This is a genomic window from Sutterella faecalis (genome assembly GCF_006337085.1).
GTDB classification, from domain to species: Bacteria; Pseudomonadota; Gammaproteobacteria; order Burkholderiales; family Burkholderiaceae_F; genus Sutterella; species Sutterella faecalis.
Genome location: NZ_CP040882.1, coordinates 262050 through 277525 on the forward strand (window position 1 = coordinate 262050; position 15476 = coordinate 277525).

The 15476-nt window shown below is 57.8% G+C and carries 8 protein-coding genes and 1 pseudogene; 3 read left to right on the forward strand and 6 right to left on the reverse strand.

Going from position 1 to position 15476, the window contains the following annotated elements:
* Positions 1 to 268: 268 nt before the first annotated feature.
* From FG381_RS01060 to FG381_RS12910, 4 genes and pseudogenes are all read right to left on the reverse strand, one after another.
* Entirely contained in the window at positions 269 to 1762 is a 1494-nt protein-coding gene (locus FG381_RS01060; RefSeq protein WP_165697786.1) for an ATP-binding protein, read from the reverse strand.
* Positions 1763 to 1799: 37 nt separating this feature from the next.
* Positions 1800 to 2477, reverse strand: coding sequence for a response regulator (locus FG381_RS01065; protein ID WP_139687129.1), 678 nt, complete (start codon positions 2475 to 2477; stop codon positions 1800 to 1802).
* Positions 2478 to 2673: 196 nt separating this feature from the next.
* Positions 2674 to 3855, reverse strand: a complete 1182-nt coding sequence (locus FG381_RS01070) for a porin (RefSeq protein ID WP_139687130.1) — start codon at positions 3853 to 3855, stop codon at positions 2674 to 2676.
* 606 nt (positions 3856 to 4461) lie between these two features.
* Positions 4462 to 5634, reverse strand: a pseudogene (locus FG381_RS12910) (porin).
* 237 nt (positions 5635 to 5871) lie between these two features.
* On the opposite strand from FG381_RS12910, the gene FG381_RS01080 reads away from it, so the two are divergent.
* On the forward strand, positions 5872 to 7527 hold the full coding sequence (locus tag FG381_RS01080) for a transposase (RefSeq protein WP_165697875.1): 1656 nt from the start codon (positions 5872 to 5874) through the stop codon (positions 7525 to 7527).
* A 256-nt stretch (positions 7528 to 7783) separates the two neighbouring features.
* On the opposite strand, the gene FG381_RS01085 is transcribed toward FG381_RS01080, so the two are convergent.
* Entirely contained in the window at positions 7784 to 11233 is a 3450-nt protein-coding gene (locus FG381_RS01085) for a hypothetical protein (RefSeq protein WP_139687132.1), read from the reverse strand.
* Between the two features lie 289 nt (positions 11234 to 11522).
* On the opposite strand from FG381_RS01085, the gene FG381_RS01090 reads away from it, so the two are divergent.
* A complete protein-coding gene (locus tag FG381_RS01090; RefSeq protein ID WP_139687133.1) occupies positions 11523 to 12338 on the forward strand; it encodes a hypothetical protein in 816 nt (271 codons plus the stop codon).
* A 322-nt stretch (positions 12339 to 12660) separates the two neighbouring features.
* Complete coding sequence (locus tag FG381_RS01095) at positions 12661 to 13689, forward strand: alpha/beta hydrolase (RefSeq protein ID WP_139687134.1); 1029 nt, start codon at positions 12661 to 12663, stop codon at positions 13687 to 13689.
* A 103-nt stretch (positions 13690 to 13792) separates the two neighbouring features.
* Here FG381_RS01095 and FG381_RS01100 read toward each other — a convergent pair whose 3' ends face one another.
* Positions 13793 to 15469 (reverse strand): putative transporter, encoded by a 1677-nt coding sequence (locus tag FG381_RS01100; protein WP_139687135.1) that lies wholly within the window; start codon positions 15467 to 15469, stop codon positions 13793 to 13795.
* Positions 15470 to 15476: the final 7 nt, after the last annotated feature.

Sequence of the window (15476 nt, forward strand, 5' to 3'; positions counted from 1 at the left end):
CAAATCTTTTCTGTCGGGGCGGTCAAGGATGAACAGACCTCCGGACATTCCGGGCAGGGTTCGGAAGGGAGACAGGAACGGATGGAGGGAAAGAAGAGCCAATGTGCTCTTTCCTATGGAAATTGAGAAGCGGCGTGACTTGTGGGAGAGGCGTGCGGCAGGGTCGCTCTGTGTACCGTGCTCGTTTACAGAGAAAAACTATCGGAGCGATTGTCTGATTATTGATTGATCGCGGCGCGAAGGCTCTGGGAAGCAGCGCTCAAGGAACCTATCGCTTCCGGATCGTGACCGCGAGGCCCGGCGCTTCCGTATTTCCGGGATGCGCTTCATCGAGCTCCACGGCGAGATTCCAGCGGTCGCAGAGGGTCTTCACGATAGCGAGTCCGAGACCCGTGCCGGAGACCCCCGTTCCAAGACGACGGTAGAAGGGCTCCATCACGCGCTCGCGTTCGGCGGCCGGAATCCCCGGGCCGTTGTCGGAAACGCGGATGACGGGCGGATTCATGCTGACGAGCTGCAAGGTCACGGCAGTGCCGGCCGGGGAATACCGGACGGCGTTTTCGAGGAGATTCCTCAGAATCGTGAAGAGGTCGTCGAAATTCATGGGGAGCGACGGTTCGGCTCCTGGAGGCAGATCCTCAATGCCCTCAACTTCAAGCGTAAGGCCGAGCTTTTCCGCCTCCCAGTAGACGGACTGGATGGCTTCGTTGAAGGCGCTGATGATGTCCGCTTTCTGGGGAGCCGCACCCTGTCGGCGCTCCTGATCGGAAGTTTTGGCTGACGTCTTCGACTGCGCGCGCTTCAATGTAAGGAGCTGACTCACCTGACGCACTGCACGGTCGATGCCGGCGCGAAGGGTGGAGAGGCGCTCCCTCGCTGCAGGCGAAAGGTCTTCCTTCTCAAGGCGCTCAGCCTGAAGCGAAAGGGCCGCGAGCGGAGAGCGAAGTTCGTGCGCGGCGTCCGCCACAAACCGCGCTTCCTGTTCCCGGAGCGTTTCAACGCGGGCGAGAAGGCCGTTGAAGGCCGTGAGAAGCGGCAGGAGCTCTGAAGGCATGCCGGTGAGCGCCATGGGCGAGAGCGCGTCGCCCGATCTGTGGCCGAGATCCGCGGCAAGGCGCTTGACCGGCCGCATCATCTGCCAGAGGAAGAACCAGATCCAGAGGGAAAGGAGAACCGAGAGAACAAGGAAGGGAATGATGAGGTTGATCGTATCGGCCCAGGCTTCCTTCCAGACGGCGGATTTCCTTTCCGCCGTGACGACGTGTCTTCCGCCAACATTCACCGTCAGAACGAAGACGCGGTAGTCGGCTCCGTGAATTTTGAGCGTGTGGTAGCCGTCCCTTAAAGGACGTTCGAGCCTCAGTCTCAATGCGCGGCCCGTGCGGTGAAGCGTCTGAATGAGGATGTCTGCCCCGGCGGGGAGTCCTGCCCTGGGGTCATCTTCGTCGACGATGTAGCGGTCTTCGAAGTCCTCATCGTCCATGTAAAGCGCTTCAAAGGAGTTTCCTTTCTGGCTGAAGGCAATGCGGGAGCGCGCGAGGATGCCCGCCACTTCCTCGAGGCGGTCTTCCTGAGATTCCGCGGCTTCAAAGTAGGAGACCGCAAAGATCGAGGCTGAAGCAACGAGCGAAAACGCAACGATCGCTCCCGCGCAGCAGAGGCTCGCGCGGAGCGTGAAGGACGGGTTTGCAGAATGAGGCGTGCGGAGCGCCGTCCGGATTTCAGAGATCGTTTCCTTGAAACGCTTCAGGATTTCGCTCAAGGCGGGCTCCTCTTGGAAGATGGGAAAGAGAAACGAATCAGCTGCGGGCCGCGGCATCGCGGCTTGCGACCATCCAGCCCAAGCCTCGTACGTTCCTGATGGCGTCAGCGCCGAGCTTCTTTCTGAGCGAATGAATCAGATATTCGACGGCGTTGCTTTCGGGTTCTTCGCCGGCCCCATAGATGCGGTCTTCGAGCGCCCGGCGGGAAAGAATGGCTCCCGGTCGGGCAAGGAGGGCATTGAGTAGTGCAAATTCACGCTTCGTGAGCGTGAAGTCCTTCCCGTTCATTTCGGCCGTCTTCGTATCCATGTGAAGCGTGAGGACGCCGTTCGTGAGATTGTTGTCCGACGCGCCGTTGCGTCTTCTCATGACGGCCCTCATGCGGGCAAGGAGCTCGCTCATGTGGAAGGGCTTCACGAGATAGTCGTCCGCACCGGCGTCGAGCCCCTGGAGACGATCCTCGAGATCGTCTCGGGCGGTGAGGATGATGACCGGCGTATCGTTCTTTTCCGCGCGCATGGTGCGGAGCACCGTCATACCGTCGACCGAGGGGAGCCCGAGGTCGAGAAGCACGAGCTGGAAAGTGTTGACCGAGAGCTGCGCGAGCGCGTTCCTGCCGTTGGTTACGAGATGAACTGCGTGGGCTTCATCAGAAAGCGCCGCCTTGACGGCGTCGGCAATCATCGGATCGTCTTCAACAAGGAGGATGCGCATGGGGAATCTCGTTTGGGGAAAAGAGGGATCTTATGAGGAGATTCTAGGGTGCGTGGAATTAGGTGATGGTTAGGAGAGGGAAGACGGCAGGCAAAATAAAACCCGCTCGGGCGTCCCCGGGCGGGTTTTAGTGAGCTTTTGCTCGAATCTCTGGCTTCTAGAGAAGCGGGAGATTCTCTTGCTTCATATCAGATGATTAGAAGCTGTGAACCATGCCGGCGATGACGGAATAAGCATCCGCGTCCTTGTCGCCAGCGGCCTTGTTGTAATCAGCCTTGACGTAGTCGGCAGCCGTGTAAAGCATCGTGCGCTTCGAGAGGTTGTAGGTGTAGCCGGCACCGACCGTGTAGGTCTTGAATTCAGGCTTGTCCACACCGGAAGCAACCTTGCTCTGCTCCGCTTCGCCGTAGCCGACGCCGAACTTGGCAGTACCACCGAAAGCGGGAACGTCAACGCTGGCCATTACGCCGTAGCCATCAACAGTTGCATCGTATGCAGTTCCCGTAGCAGCTTTACCAGTAAAGGTAAGGTTCTTCAGTTTGCCCCAGCCGGTAGCATTTTCAGAATACGTACCAGCAAGGTAGGCCTTAACAACGCCGAAGTCATAAGAACCGCCAAGCGCGACGTTCAGAGAATCATCTTCATAACGCTTTTCGGTGGAAACTGCCTTCTTAGAGGAGTCGTAGTTGATGGAGTCAACAATCGCCACAGCCTGGAAGGGGCCATTCTTGTACTGTGCACCAATGCCGTAGTAACGATCAACGTTGGCTTTGTTCTCGTCACCAGCGTCATTAGCTACACCGGTATTCTGATCATTGGTGCTGTCGTTCTTCATGGAATACTGGACAGTAACTGTGAAGCCGGCAAAAGACGGAGTCTGATACGTAATGAGATTGTCGAAGCGCTGATAGGCTTTAGCATTAGAAACCTGCGGCAGACCCATAACGTCACCCCAGCCCGTACCGAGTGCGTTCACATTGCTGGTCCACATGCCGTAACGGCCATTGCCCGACATGAGCTGACCAGCACGGCCGAAGGAAACTTCACCGAAAGCACCCTGGACATAGAGGAGGGCTTCACGGCCAAAGAGACGACCATTGTTATCGATCGTGCCATCGTCGGCAGCAAAACCGTTTTCGAGGGAGAAGCCAACCTTCATGCCGTTGCCGAGGTCTTCAGTGCCCTTAAGGCCGAAACGGCTGCCGGAATTCTGGCCGGACTTCAGCTGGAAGGAATTGACGTCATCCTGGCCATCAACAGAGGTGTTGGTGAAGCCAAAACCATAGTCAACCTTACCATAGAGCGTAACGTCAGCAGCAAAAGCGGAACCGGCAAAAGCGCCGAGGATTGCAGCTGCAGCAAGAGTCTTCTTAAACATTTTTCAGAGCCTTTTTTAACAATCGGGAAAATTCCCAAAAGTCGAACGGAGGTTTGCACGCCCGCCGTTCAGCTTTATTAAACAGGCAAGCTCGCAGCAGCTTTATGCACGGTCACCGCCGAAGCCTGAGCAGCCGTTCATGAAGAACAGCCGTGATCCCTGCCTGTCCATGGATCTGATAGGAGTTTTAACAGAAATTAAGCGATTCCGGTTAAGTAAAAACCCAGAAGAGGTGAAAACCGCATAAAAAACATATAGAAGTTCGAAAAGCGAGACTTCTCGAAGCTTGATTGTTGTAAGTTCGCCACCAATTTTTATGCTCCGATTTGCGAACGATTCTTGTTTAAAGAATGGTGAAATGAATGGAAAAACGGCTTAAAAAGTTGGGAGCGGCAGCGGTGGTTCGCTGCTGGGCTGTCGGAAGCGAAAACGAATCATGGAGAGAAGAGCCAGGCAACGAAAAAGCCGAAGCTCCTTTAAAGAACTTCGGCTTCACTTCTTTGCTCTGAGGCAGCGAAGAAAGGCTGGGATTTCTGAAACCTCACCTTTCTCACTGTCTAGGGCTCAACTTAAATGTGGCAGTGCAAGTGTCTCATCAAGCTGTGATTAGAAGCGGTGTGTCAGACCAACATAGGCCTGAGTAACCTGCGATTCCTCATCGTCACGATCGGTGGCGAGACGATCGCGGCTGTCCTGACCGTAGCCGGCACCGACATAGAGCATCGTGCGCTTGCTGAGGTCATATTCGTAGCGGGCGGCCAGACCGTAGTAGGTGCCTTCTTCCTTCTGAGCATTAGCGAGGACGCCGTCCTGTTCATAGTCGACATAGTAGGCACCAACGGTCAGAAGTCCATTGGAGATCGGGGTCTGCGTGCCGAGGTGGAGGCCGTAGCCCTTAACGCCGTCAGAGTCAACCGCCGGAGACTTGTCGACAAGACCGTGGCTCGTGAGGCCATCGAAATACTGGCCCATCGCGAAGACGCGGGTGACGCCGAAGTCATAGTTGCCGCCGAGGTAGAAGATGTTGCCGTCCTTGTCTTCGAGGGCGCGATCATGATTCTAACCCGAACGCGGATCGTAGCCGTACTTCAGAAGCTCATAAGCGGCCACGAACTGGGCAGGACCATATTCGCCGGTAAGGGCAAGGCCGGCATAGCGGTTGGCAGACGAGAAGTCGCCTTCAGCACCGTAGTCCGTATTATCCACACCATCAGCAACATTCTTGGTCGTGTCTTCCTTGAAGGAATACATGGCCGTAACCTGAAGGCCGGCGAACTTCGGCGACTGGTACGCAACCATGTTGTCGTAACGATCAGTGGTGGCAAAGCCGAAAACATCGCCGTCGCCGCCATCAAAGGCGTCGCCGATCAGGAAGACCGTGTCATAGGTGCCGGCGGCAGAGCCGAGCGAACCCATGCGGCCGAAAGAGAACGTACCGAAATCGGTATAGAGCGAGAGGGAAGCTTCACGGCCGAAGAGACGACCATTCTGCGAAAGCGTGCCGTCATCAGCAGAGAAGCCGTTTTCCAGCTTGAATCCGACCTTCATGCCGTTTCCAAGATCTTCCGTGCCCTTGAGGCCGAAGCGGGAAGCAGAGTCCACGCCGCTGTCGAGGGTCAGAGAATCGGTTTTAGTGGTATCGCCACTCTTTGCTTCAGTGGATTCGCTGTGCTTGTAAAGGAAGCCATAGTCGACGACGCCGTAGAGCGTCACATCAGCAGCGGCAGCGGAACCGGCAAAAGCGCCGAGAACAGCGAGAGCAGCAAGAGTCTTTTTCATGATTTGAAAATCCCCAGTAGATTAAAAGAACCTCAGATCTTCACACTATGAAGAATTCTTAAAAATCAACAAATTGAAATTTCGTGCAAGCCTCAGATGAGTTTCCCTCATTTCTGGGGCTTTTTTCATGTCCGAAATCCGGCCTGGGACTGCTTTTTGACCTTGAAAATTAATCCGAGAACATTGATTTCTATAGTGATTAGAACTATAATATATGATATTATCAAGGATATTTTCATGGCCGTTCCAGAGCACATCCGCAAGGTTCCGAGACCGCGCAATACCGTTGTCATCGACAGCGGCAGCAATGGCGCCAAGCGCTATGCGGTTCACAGTCGTCGGGCTTCCATATGCAAGCCCGGCTGCAACCCGCGCCCGGTGAACGGGCCGGTCATTGGGCACATCATTGACGGCAAGTTTGTGCCTCGCCAGTCCGCGGCGAGTCTTGCAGAAGACGGTCCCGACTATCTCTCTTACGGGGCCGCGGCACTGCTTCACGACGAACTTCGAGGGCTCGACGATGAGCTCTTCAAGGTCTACGAAGTCAAGGACGCCTGCATGATTCTTGCGCTCGCCTTGCTCCGCATTGAGCACAAGGGCATCAAGATCTCCCGATGCCGTCAGCATTACGAAAAGTCCTTCATCTCGGTTTTCTACCCCGGACTGCCTCTCTCTGAGAACACCATCAGCAAGTTCCTGAACCTGCTCGGCCAGGACGCCGGCAAGATGAATGCCTTCATCACTGCCCGGCTCGCCGCCGTCTGCAGGGATCACCACATCATCATTGATGGAACGCTCAAGCAGAACACAAGCATCGTCAATGATTTGTCTGCCTTCTCAAGAAAGGCTCGCGTCAAGGGCTGCAAAGAGATTTCCGTCCTCTACGCCTATGACCTTGAAGCACAGGAACCCTTGTGCGCACAGGTCTATCCGGGCAATATGATCGACGCCCGCGCCTACAGCTCATTCGTTTCGGAAAACAAAATCGAACGAGGCGTCCTGATCACGGACAAGGGATTCCCTCCCAAGGCAATTGAAGGCCTGCTCCGAAAGCATGAAGGGCTTCATTTCCTCACGCCGCTGAAGCGCTCGGACAAGAAGATTGCAGAGAACGCCATGCTCGATTTCGAGGATTGTCTGCGCGGCATTGATAAGCGCATCCGCTGCAAAAAGGTAAAGATGGGAAACGGGCGCTTCCTCTACTCCTTCAGGGATTCGTGGAAGGCTCAGGCGGAAGACAACTCCTTCATGGACCGCCAGCGCAGGAGCGATTCATACGACAAGAAGAACTACGATGAGCATTGCGGTTCGTATGGAACAATCGTCTTTGAGTCGGATCTCGACATGACGTGCGCTGAGGTCTACGCATGCTACGAACAGCGCTGGCAGCTTGAGATGTTCTTCGATGTTTACAAGAACAGCCTTGATTTCGGCGTAACCCGGGTCCAGTCCGACTACTCCGTCCGCGGATCCGAATTCGTAGACCTCATTGCCTCCATCCTGACATCCCGCATTGTGAAGCGCATGTCGAAGGCAGGAGTACTCGACAATGCAACATTCGGGGATGTCATGGACTCGCTCAGAACGTGCTGGCGCAATCGCAAGGCGCCGCGGGAGAGCCTGCCGCAGGTTGATGACGAATACTGGAATCGTCTGCTGAAGTGCGATGGAGAGCTGCTGGCGGCTTTGGAGCTCGCCTTGCCCGGCAAAGACAAAGCGCCGGATCCGAAAAAACGCGGCCGGCCGCGCAAAAAACCGGAACAGACGAAGGCACAGGAAGTAAACCCCCAGCCGAAACGCAAGCCGGGGCGCCCCAGAGTTCGGCCGATCATCTATGGGCCTCCTCGCCCAAGAGGTCGCCCTCGAAAGGAACGCTCTTCCGGCTCACTATAGTGGGAAGAATTGAGGTTCTTTTAGTAGATGTAGAGGTCATTCGGAACGAAACCGGGTAATCCCGTTTGACCGATATGACCTCTGCATTCTTGCGGACATTTGAATCCTGCCGCCACAGTGTTTACAAATGGCTGTAAACATTTCCAGAAAATACAATGCGTCCGGCAGAAAATAGCTTTGTATACTTTAGGCAACAAGCAGTTAGATCTCGAATTAACTTGTTCTGCCGGACTCATGGGTGTTTTCTCAAAGTCTTTTACGCCTGCGGGATCTCCTCCTCCTCGCCCTTCCTCGTGAAGAGGAGCACTTCGGTCGCGACATTGCGTCCCGGAGCGCGGCGAATCTCGAGTTCCGTGAGGTTTTCCGTATCAAGGCCAAAACGGATCGTCTGAGCTTCCTCATCAAACTGATCGTTCACGATCCGCTCGAGGAGGGAATAAATGAGCATGCTTGCCGATTCGAAGGGGAGTCCGTCGAGATCAATCTCAATTTCCGGGTGTCCGAGGGTCGTGAGACCGTAGGTCGAGATGTAAGGCGAGCCGAAATCCTCAAGCGTAAAGATGCTTACGACGGAGAGCGTCGGGAAAGCCCCGACCGCGACGGGCCTCGCGGCATCGATGCAGTAATTGGTGGGCTGGAGCACCCCTGAGAGATAAACCCCGAGCGGTTCATTCGAGCGGCAGGCGGAGGCAAGCATCTGCGCGAAGAGCGATGCCGCGTCCTTTAACGGCGTCGTTCCGGCTTCGAGCCGCAGATTGATGCGCCCTGCGTGGCTGAGAAGAAGCGACTCCGCCTCCCGGGTATAGATGTTCTTTCTGGCCGCCTGTTCGAGCGATGTGTCGGGGACCTTGCCGGATTCGCATTTGAGAGAGCCCGTCAGGTAGCCGATCCGGAAGGTGAACGTGTCGGGGTCTTCGGGGGTCCTGTCGGTAATCGCCAGGTTCCAGTTGTTCCAGAGGTCCTTCAGGAACCGGTCCTTATTGAGATGGAGATGCTCGCGGGGGAGAAGAAGCGTCGCCGTAAAGACGCCGGCGGGGAGTTCGTGGAGGAGCTCCTGTTCGAAGTTCTTTTCCCTCTCGAGACGCTCTTCGTCGGTAAGAAGGAGCTTATAGGCCGAGGGCTGACTCGTCCTGACGACCTCCTTCAGGGCCTTGTATTCCTCTGAGTCGACGCCGTCGCGCTGCAGAATAAGGAGTGCCAGCGGGAAGTTCGCGGGCGAATCGGCAGGCGCAAAGCGGTGCGACGTACGGAAGTGCTCGATGGCTGCATCCTTGTCGTCGAGGCGCTGGGCACCCATTCCAAGGAGCCATTCCTTGCGAGCGCGCTCCGAGTCGGTCGTGGGATTGAGGGCTTCAGCCGCCTTGGTCGCGCGTTCGATGTCAGGATCGAGGAAGAGCGCAAGAACGAGGTTTTCCTCAACGGCAAACGTGCGGTTTGCTTCCGGAATGCGCTCAAGGGTCTTCTGCGCCTTATGACGCTCGTGCCGGAAGAGCCAGTACTTCGCGAACTGGAGGATGTAGTCCGAGTCCGCGACGGTGGGTTCTTCGGGCATCGGATCCGTGAAGATCTCGCGGAGGAACTTTTCCTCTGCGATTTCGGGGCAGCGCTTCAGGGAATCCGGCATGAACTTCGCGAGCCATGCGGCATCCTCAGCGGGAACCGCAGGCTGAGGCGCAGCTTCAGGCTTCGTCTCTGCGTCCTTGTCGGAGACCAGGAATTCCTCGCCATGCATGAGGGACTTGACGAGAATGGAAGAGGCGGCTGCCGTTTCCGCAAGGTCTTTGTCGTCCTCAGCGGCTTCCGTGAGCGCCTGGTGGAATTCGCCGACAAGTTTTTTGAGCTGACGGGAGAATTCTTCGGCATCCACCGGATCATCTTCGGCATCCTCTTCAGAGGCGTCCTCGGGCAGCGTGCCCGCCGGAAGAATGACGGCCGAGTCGGAAGCAATTTCCGAGAGGCTCTTCATGAGTTCGTTGTCAGAGGGCTCTGAGACCTCGTCGTCATCCTCGTCGTCGGGATCCGCATATTCGGCATCATCCCTTTCGAAGACGACATCGGGGCGCTGGATCGCGATCTGCCTGACGGCGTCCTCCAATTCCGGGCTCCTCAGGTTTTCGAGCATGACGGCGACGCCGAGCGTGCGGGCGTCCTCGCGCGGAGCGCCGAAGACGAACGCGCCGGCGATCTCCTTCTGTTCCTTGTCGTCAAGAACCGGGATGCCGAAGATCGCGCCTTCAGCAGCGTCAACAGCCTGAGAGCCGCCAAACCAGATGACGGCATCGGGGCGGTCCTTGCCGCGGAAGAGCGCCTCAAAGCGGGTTTTGAGCGGCATCACGCGATTGCGGATGATGGTTCCGGCCCAGGGGGCGAGGAGATCGGGCTCGCGGCGGACAAGTTCGACGAATCGCTTGCTGCGAAGCGGGTTGATGGCGGCGAAGCCCGCCGTCTTCACGCGCTCGCTCAAGGTGAGGAGCATGAGGAAGCGGTCGGTGCGGATGATGGGCGCGAGCGGAAACGCGTGCTCGAAGTAGTTTTCGAGAACGGGACCGAATTCAGCCCAGGAAAGCCACTCGATTTCGGGGGCTTCTTCCGGGAGGTCGGAAATGTACTCAACCTCAACGCCCGCGTCGGCAAAGCCTTTTGCAAGGCGCTGAATTTCCTTCTTGCGCTCCGGCGTATTCCACGATTCGCCGACCGCAAAAATCACGCGCGAGGGCTTCACGGGATTCGTGAACTCATGACGCCAGGAGGCGACGCCTTCGGTACCCATCAGCATCGGGCGGTAGCCCGGGAAATCCCATGGACCGCATCCCGGCATCTTGGAGACGCCTTCATTGAGGGCGGCGATGGACATGAAGGCGGCCGACGATACGGCATCCGCGCCGATCGCCCCCCAGCCGGCATAGCGCCAGGAATGCACGAACCCTTCAATTGACGTAAAGACGCCGAGGCTCGGGCGGTAGCCGGTCATCCCGGAACGGATGGCGGCCGAAGCAATGTCTGAGCCGCGCCCGAGAACGAGGGCCGCGCTCACGGCTCCGACGGCAACGAGTGCTGCGGAAGCGTCGAAGGGCGACATGACCCGGGGCGACGTTTCCGGGTAGCAGGGATTGGTTGGGGACCCGCAGCGGACCGTGAAGCCCTGGTATTCGGGCGAGAGGAGCCCGAGCATTTCGCCGCAGTTGGCGACCATCGAGAGGGAAGCGCCGGCTTCCTCGAGGGAGAGCACGGGCCTCGCCGTATGGAGGAGCTTTTCGTCCCGAAGGTCGGTGCACGTGAAGGACCGCGCGCCTTCGAGGGAAATGTTCCCCGAAATCGCGAAGGTCGTGCCGGTTAGGGGCTTGAAGGCGGGCTTCTGAGGCTTTTGCGCCTGCTCGTCTGAAGCTTCTTCGGGTTTGGAACTCCCGAACGATTCAAAGGCGTTCGAAGACCCTTCAGGGAATTTAAGCGGACGAAGCGCCGCGGCATTCATCGTGCGCGCGGCTTCTCCGGCGAGCTCGTCCTCGCCTTCGAGCGCCAGGGTCGGCGTAATGCCGAGTTCGCTCGCGGCAGCCTGACGGTGCTGAATCGAAAGCAGGTTGAGCGACCGCATGAGACGCGCCGCCCGTGAGAGCTTTACCTCATACCGGCCGAAATAGATGGTTTCAGGAGTGGTGGAGAGGAAGGCTTCTTCCTCTTCGTTCAGAGTCTCCGATTTGGTATTCATCAGCTATCGAATTCTGTTCAATGAAAGGAGTTTTTTCCTGGGTCGGACAAACTATGCCGTTTATTAATTTCCGGGACCGGCTCATTCACCTGGAAAGAGAAAGTCCGCACATCAGCGGCTCAGGATGCGGCTGGGAAAGATCCCTGAAAGAGCCGCGGCAAGAGATTTCTCAATCCTACACTTTCAGCAGGTGTTTAAGTACGAAAGGACAAATCTCGTTAATTAATTTTCTTTGCGAACCATCTCAATTCGGGCTAATCTTTCTCTTTTTCCCGCTTCTTTCAGAGACATGACAGACATGCAGCTTGAGGCCCATGCCGGCTCCAACACTGAGACGCCCCTCAGGGCTTCCGACTATCCGATGACCGGACTGGTGCTTCTCTCGGTACCGGCCTGGGAACCCTCTCATCTGAGGCAGTCTCTTCTTCTTGATTGGCAGATCAATGCGGGCGAACCTCCGCAGTCGCCTCATGAACCGTGGATTTTCCGCGTGAACGGCTCCCTCGTGGTGGTGGGTCTCGAGCCCCGTCCGGTTCCCGACCATGCGGCCGACGAACAGGCGAAGAACTGCCATGACTGGCCCGAAGCCGTGGATGTCGCCCATGCGCACCAGGCGTATCTCGCAGTCGCTGTGATTGCGGAAGGGGCGTCCCTCATCGAGAATGCCCGCACTGCCATGAAGGTTCTCGCGTCCCTCTGCGAGCAGCCCAATGCCCGCGCCGTCAATGCGGCCTCGAGGCTCTTTGCGCCCGAGGTGTACCGTAAGGCGGCCCTCACGATGCAGGATTCCGAGAAGGCCTTCCCAATCTTCAACCTCATCTACTTTGGTCTCTGGCAGCAGAACGACGTCGAGGGGCTCTCGGGCTACACCGTGGGGCTCGACCGCTTCGGCGTGCGAGAAGTGGAGATCACCGGGTGCACCCTGAAGCCGCTTGAAATCCGTGCGCTCATGGTGGATGCCGCCATGATGCAGATTACGCGCGGGAAGACCTTTGCCGATGGCGAGGAAGTGAAGCTCGGCGGCAGAACCTACGCTGCGCGCATTGCAGCTTCGGCAGCGCTGCCGATTCCGGAAACCACGCACCTCGTGCCGATGGCTTCATAAGCGACCGGTAACACGTCATGCTTGAAAAGCGAGGCCCCGGGATTCCGGGTCATGCCTCGCTTTTTCCTTTTCGGGAGATGCCGGAGTCGTTAAGGTCCTGGAAGCGATGAGAAGAAATTTCGTTTAAAAGGCCTTCAGCGCGCATCGGCTCTCCGAGGAAAAGAGACACCAGCACCCAAGTGCTTGTATGTCTGGGCTGCCTCCAGACCGGTATGCTTGAGGTCGATCCATCAAAACAAAATGGCGTCGACGCTTCGGGTTTCTGATGCTCTAAAGCCCGTCCCGTCCGCTCTACGCCGCCGACTCAGGAGGAAGGTCTCTCATGCTCAGCAAATCCGCACTCGCGCTTTCCGTTTCGCTTCTCTTTGCTTCATCGATCGCAGCAGCAGGTGGTTCCGCTCCTGCGCATGCCGCGCTCCCCGGCTGGACCGAAGGTGCTGAAGTCATTCGCGTTGATGCCGCGCGTCCCCAGATCGACATGATTTCGGGCGTTATCTTTAGCCAGATCAAAACCACGCGCGCCGTGAAGCAGCTTCGCATGACGCTTGAAATCCCGCGCACGAAGGAAAAGAAGCCTGCGGTCATCTATTTCCCGGGGGGCGGCTTTACGTCTGCCGACCATGAGAAATTTGCCGAAATGCGCCGCGCGCTCGCTGAGGCGGGCTTCGTGGTTGCGGCTGCCGAGTACCGCCCGGTTCCGGCAAAGTTCCCGGCGCTTCTTGAGGATGCGAAGGCGGCCGTTCGCTACATTCGCGCGCACGCCGGTGAATACGGGGTCGACCCCGACCGCATCGGCATCCTGGGCGACTCCGCGGGCGGCTATCTGGTCGAAATGGCAGGCGCAACGAACGGCGAAAAGACCTTCGACAAAGGAGACTGGACGAACGTTTCTTCCGACGTTCAGGCCGTCGTTTCGATCTACGGCATCTCGGATCTCATGACGATCGGAGAAGGCTTCGATGAAGCGACCCAGAAGGTTCACGAGTCGCCCGCCGTGACGGAAGCGCTCCTCGTCAACGGCCCGGCCTTCCGCGATTATGCAGGCGAATCCATCATGGCTGATCCTAAGAAGGCCATGGCCGCGAGCCCGCTCGGCCACATCGACGGGACGGAACCGCCTTTCTTCATTCTCCATGGCGCTGAGGACAAGCTCGTTTCGCCCTCCCAGAGCGCGAAGCTCTACCGGGCGCTTCGCGAAAAGAACGTGCCGGCCGACTACCTTCTCGTTGAGAACGCCGGTCACGGCGATCTACCCTGGTACCAGAAGCCTCTGATCGACCGGGTTGTCGCGTGGTTCACGAAGACGCTGGGAGCTGAGAAAGGCAATGCTGCCGAAGGCGCAAACCTCTGATGACTGTCGGGCTGGAATAGCAGCCAGAAGCTAAAAAAACAGCAAGGGCCGGCGATTTTGCCGGCCCTTGCTGTTGATAGAAAGAAGTTTTTCAGAGAAGCCGTCAGGCCGCCGCCGACCAGAAGATGAGGAGCAGTATCTGGCCTGTGATGATGCGCAGGAACATGGCGAGCGGATAAACCGTGGAGTAGGCCACCGCGGAGCTGTTCTTTTCCGAGAGCGTTGCCGCATAGGCAAGCGTCGGAGGATCCGTCGTAGCGCCCGCCATCATGCCGACGATCGAGTGATAGTTGATGCGGAAGATCTTGCGTGCGGCCCAGCCGACGATGAGGAGCGGCACCATCGTGATGATGACGCCGAAGAACATGTAATGGAAGCCGTTGCCGGAAATGAAGGCGTCGGCGAACCCGCCGCCCGCCGCAAGACCCACGCTCGCGAGGAAGAAGGCAATCCCGAGTTCGCGCAGCATCAGGCTCGCGGAGTTGGTCGTATAGGTGGCGAGCTTCATCGAAGGCCCGTAGCGGCCGAGCAGAATCGCGACGACGAGCGGACCGCCCGCGAGACCCAACTTCACCGGAACGGGAACGCCCGGAATGGCGATCGGGAGGATGCCGGCAAGGATGCCGAGCGCGATGCCGACGAAGATCGAGATGATGTTCGGGTGGTCGAGCTTCCCCTGCTGGTTTCCGACCCGCGAGGAGAAGCGCGCGATCGCACGCTCAGGACCCACGATCTTGAGGCGGTCGCCCAACTGAAGATGAAGGCTCCGGTAGGGGAAGACTTCCATTCCCGCGCGATAAATGCGGGTGATGTTGAGGCCGTCGTAGTGGGAGAGGTGCAGATCCTTCACGCGCAGACCGTTCACCGCTGGATCCGTCACGATGACGGTTTCTGCATGCACCGGCGAATGCGGCATCGCGAGGTCGACGTCGTTCACTTCCTTTCCGAAAAAGGCGACGATGCCGTCCTTGTTTTCACCCTGCGAAACGATGCGCAGAATGTCGCCCGTCTTCACCTGCGTCTGGGGCCCCGGGCTCGTGATGACATCCGAATCCGCAACCTTTCTTCTCGAGCAGACGAACGGGCGGCCGATGAATTTGCGGATGGATTCCAGGGTCTGGCCGTTCAGAAACGCGTTCACCACCTCTACGTGAAAGCAGATCGGCGCATCGTTCTTGTCGGCCTCATCCGCTTCCCAGGCCTTGTCCTCGTCGGCAAGGTTGATGCGGAAGATGAGGCGGATGAGGATGGCCGAGAGAATGATGCCGACGACGCCCAGCGGATAGGCGCAGGCGTAGGCGACGGCAATGTCCTCGCCCTTGTATCCCATGACGGCGAGCGCCTCCTGCGTAGCGCCGAGACCCGGCGTATTGGTGACGGCACCATAGTGAACGCCTAGGAATGCAGGCAGGTCGATGGAGCCCCCGAAAAATGCCCAGAGAAGGAGCGTCACCAGAATCGAGAGGAAGATTGCGGCGACGGTGAGGCCGTTCATGACGATGCCGCCCGAGCGGAAGCTCGAGAAGAACGAAGGCCCGACCTGGAGGCCGATGAAGAAGATGAAGAGAATGAGGCCGAAGTCGCGCAGGAACCCGAGCACATGGGGTTCGATCGCGATGCCGAAGTGGCCGACGGCAAGTCCGACGAAAAGAACAAACGTGACGCCTAATGACACCCCGAAGATCCGGATGCGGCCGAGCGCGAGTCCGAGGGAGATGACAAAGGCGTAGACAAGCAGAATGTGCGCGATTGAAGACGGCGACGTCAGCGCGGATTCCATGAGTATT

Coding starts and splice junctions, on each gene's coding strand:
- FG381_RS01100 (WP_139687135.1), bottom strand. CDS start 15,469: ATGGAATCCGCGCTGACGTCGCCGTCTTCAATCGCGCACATTCTGCTT.
- FG381_RS01085 (WP_139687132.1), bottom strand. CDS start 11,233: ATGAATACCAAATCGGAGACTCTGAACGAAGAGGAAGAAGCCTTCCTC.
- FG381_RS01080 (WP_165697875.1), top strand. CDS start 5,872: ATGGCCGTTCCAGAGCACATCCGCAAGGTTCCGAGACCGCGCAATACC.
- FG381_RS01070 (WP_139687130.1), bottom strand. CDS start 3,855: ATGTTTAAGAAGACTCTTGCTGCAGCTGCAATCCTCGGCGCTTTTGCC.
- FG381_RS01090 (WP_139687133.1), top strand. CDS start 11,523: ATGACAGACATGCAGCTTGAGGCCCATGCCGGCTCCAACACTGAGACG.
- FG381_RS01065 (WP_139687129.1), bottom strand. CDS start 2,477: ATGCGCATCCTCCTTGTTGAAGACGATCCGATGATTGCCGACGCCGTC.
- FG381_RS01095 (WP_139687134.1), top strand. CDS start 12,661: ATGCTCAGCAAATCCGCACTCGCGCTTTCCGTTTCGCTTCTCTTTGCT.